General features: G+C 65.5%; 3 protein-coding genes and 1 pseudogene. All 4 read right to left on the bottom strand.

Annotated elements, in window-relative coordinates:
* Positions 1-438 (bottom strand): annotated as a pseudogene (locus Mlute_RS14710) (acyl-ACP--UDP-N-acetylglucosamine O-acyltransferase); the annotation flags it as partial.
* Positions 435-878 (bottom strand): 3-hydroxyacyl-ACP dehydratase FabZ, encoded by a 444-nt coding sequence (gene fabZ, locus Mlute_RS14705; RefSeq protein WP_119361285.1) that lies wholly within the window; start codon positions 876-878, stop codon positions 435-437. The gene fabZ and the pseudogene Mlute_RS14710, both read right to left, overlap by 4 nt.
* 17 nt (positions 879-895) lie before the next feature.
* Positions 896-1855 (bottom strand): Gfo/Idh/MocA family protein, encoded by a 960-nt coding sequence (locus tag Mlute_RS14700; RefSeq protein ID WP_119361284.1) that lies wholly within the window; start codon positions 1853-1855, stop codon positions 896-898.
* 70 nt (positions 1856-1925) lie between these two features.
* The gene (locus tag Mlute_RS14695) at positions 1926-2696 is read right to left on the bottom strand and encodes a UDP-3-O-acyl-N-acetylglucosamine deacetylase (protein ID WP_119361283.1); all 771 of its coding nucleotides are present in this window, start codon (positions 2694-2696) and stop codon (positions 1926-1928) included.
* Positions 2697-2849 lie beyond the last annotated feature (153 nt).

Below are 2849 nucleotides of genomic sequence, written 5' to 3'. Positions count from 1 at the left end.
GTCCCCCACCTCCACGTGCCCGGCCAGCCCCACCCCTTGGGTCAGGATGACCCCGTCGCCTACCCAGACATCGTGGCCCACATGCACGTACCCCATCAGGTAGCACCCCGCGCCAATGCGGGTGGGGCGGTCCTCCCGGGTGGAACGGTGCAGCACCACCCCCTCCCGCAAGACGGTGTTGGGGCCCACCTCGAGCCAGGTCTCCTGCCCTTTGTAGCCTAGGTCCTGCGGCTCCCCACCCAGCACCGCGTGGGGCCCCACCCGCACCCCCGCGGCCAGGCGCACATAGGGATGCACTACCGCATGCGGCCCTATCTCCACGCCCGGCCCAATCTCGCAAGGCCCCTCCACCACCGCGTAGGGGCCCACCCGCACATCGGCAGCAAGCTGGGCCTGGGGGGAGATCACCGCGGTGGGGTGAATGGCGGTCCGGCTCACGCGACGCTCCCCCCGCTCTCCGAGCGCAGCACAAAGCTCAAGGTGGCCTCGGCCCTGAGCTCCCCCTCCACCCGGGCCTCAACCCGCACCCTGCCCAGCCCGCGCCGGTAACCCAGCAGCTCCCCTTCCAGCAGCAGGGTGTCCCCCGGCACCACCGGCTTGCGGAAGCGGGCCTCCTCCACCCCCACCAAAAAGACCAGCATGCCCGGCTTAAACTCGGGCTGCCGGACCACCACCGCCACCGAGCCTTGGGCCATGGCCTCGATCAGGAGCACCCCCGGCATGATGGGGTAACCGGGGAAGTGCCCCTGAAACTGGGGCTCGTTGAAGGTCACGTTCTTGATGGCCCGGAACCTCTTCTCGTCGGCTTCCAATACCCGGTCAACGAGCAAAAAGGGATAGCGGTGGGGCAGAAACTTCAGAATCTCGTAGATATCCACGGCCTTATAGTAAAGCCTCAAACGCTCACCGGCTGAAGGGCATGGGAGAGCTCGAGGGCCAGCTCGAGGGCCTGCAGGTCGTCCTCTAGGGTCACTAAAGGAGGCTCGTCCTTCTGAATTCGGTCCACAAAGTGCTTGAGCTGGCGGCGCAGAGGATTCTCGTTGTGAATGGCGATGCGCTCGGTCTGCACCTGGGTACGCCCATTGGGCACCGTCCGGTCGGGGTCAGGGTGGACCGGAGGGCTGCGGTGCACCGAAAGTTCGGTATACTCGCTGTTGAAGTCCAGCCGCAGCACCTCCCCAGGCTGGGTAATGGTGAGGGAACGCTCGGCCTGGGGTGAGATGCGGCTCGCGGTAAAGAGGGCCCGGGCCCCTGAGGGAAAATCCACCACCGCCTGGGCGAACTCGTCCAACCCGTCCACCTGTCGGCCCACCACGCTGTAGCGCAGGGGTTTCTCGCGCAAGAGCAGCAGGACCAGATCAAGGTCGTGAATCATCAGGTCCAGCACCACCCCAATGTCGCGGATGCGGCGGTTGTTGCTCATGCGGCGGGCCTCGAGCACCCAGGGGTTTCTCACCATCTGCATCAGGTCGCCCACCGCCCGGTAAAAGCGCACAATGTGCCCCACCTGCAATATCACCCCTCGGCGCTCGGCGACCCGCACCAGGTCCTGGGCTTCCCGGAGGGTACGGGTCATGGGCTTCTCCAAAAGCACATGCACCCCAGCTTCCAGGAACATCCGGGCCTGCTCGTAGTGGAAAGAGGTAGGCGATGCGATGGAGACCGCCTGGACCTTTCCCAACAGGTCTTCCGGGTTGGGGTAGGCCGGAACCTCCAGGTCTTGCTCAATGGCGGCTTGGCGGAAGGGATCAGGGTCAGCCACGCCCACCAACCGAACCCCGGGCAACCCTGCGTAGACCTGAGCGTGGTACGTTCCCATCACACCCACGCCCACCACACCCACATTTAGCTCCATACAATCTCCATTACACGATGCACAACCCTGCGTTTCCCGCAGCGATGATACACCGAAATCCCCTCGGCCGCTAACCCAAAACCTGCAACAGCCGGGCCAGCTCCACATGCAACCGATGGGAGCCCCGATGGGCGACAAAATGGCCCCGATAGGGCCTGCCGGCCAGGTACAAGTCGCCCAGGAAGTCTAGGGCCTTGTGGTATACCGGCTCAAAGAGCATCCGCGGGGTGTTGACGTAGCCGTAGCGGTTGAAGACCAAGGCGTTCTCCAGTGAAGCCCCTCGGATGAGCCCCTGGGCCCTCAGGGCCTCCACCTCTTCCAAAAAGCCGAAGGTCCGGGCCCGGGCCAGCTCCTCGAGGGGCACCGGGGGCGACACCACCTGTTGGTAGCCAATCTTGGGGTGGGGGAATAGAATGGTAGCGGAAATTGAAAAGGCCTCATCAGGTCGGGCCAAAACGCTGCTGCGCCCCTCCTCCACCCTAACCGCCCCGCTCAGTGGGACGGGCAGCGGTCCACAGGGGGGGAATTCCCGCAGGACCTCCAACCACTCCTGTGCGCTCCCGTCCAGGATGGGAACCTCAGGGCCCGAAACCTCTATCACCAACCCTTCCCAGATACCCCGGATGTAAAGCGCGGCCAGTAGGTGCTCCACCGTGAAAAGCCGCAAAGCTCCATGGCCCAGCGCAGTGCAGCGGGAGGTATCCACCACCGCCGAGGCCAGTGGGCGAAGCTCCACCCCACCTACCCAGAAGCGCACCGGCCCCTCAGCAGGGTGAAAGCGCACCACCGCCACCTCCCCGGTGTGCAACCCCACCCCCCGGACCGCTACCGGCTGGCCCATCAGGCCCCCTTCACCAACCTGCGCAAGGCCCGCTCAGCTTCCAAAAGCCACTCCAGCAAGGCCAGGCGGCGCCAGTGGCGGCGGAGGGGAAGGGCGGGAACCCCCCCAGCCCAGACCTCCCCCGGCGGCACGGCTTTTGAAACCGCGCTGCCC

The sequence above is a fragment of the Meiothermus luteus genome (assembly GCF_003574085.1).
In the GTDB taxonomy this organism is placed as follows: domain Bacteria; phylum Deinococcota; class Deinococci; order Deinococcales; family Thermaceae; genus Meiothermus; species Meiothermus luteus.
This window is presented reverse-complemented; position numbering and strand designations above follow the sequence as displayed.

Bases quoted from the DNA above. Each gene is read 5' to 3' on its own strand.
- Mlute_RS14700 (WP_119361284.1), bottom strand. From the start codon at position 1,855: ATGGAGCTAAATGTGGGTGTGGTGGGCGTGGGTGTGATGGGAACGTAC.
- Mlute_RS14695 (WP_119361283.1), bottom strand. From the start codon at position 2,696: ATGGGCCAGCCGGTAGCGGTCCGGGGGGTGGGGTTGCACACCGGGGAG.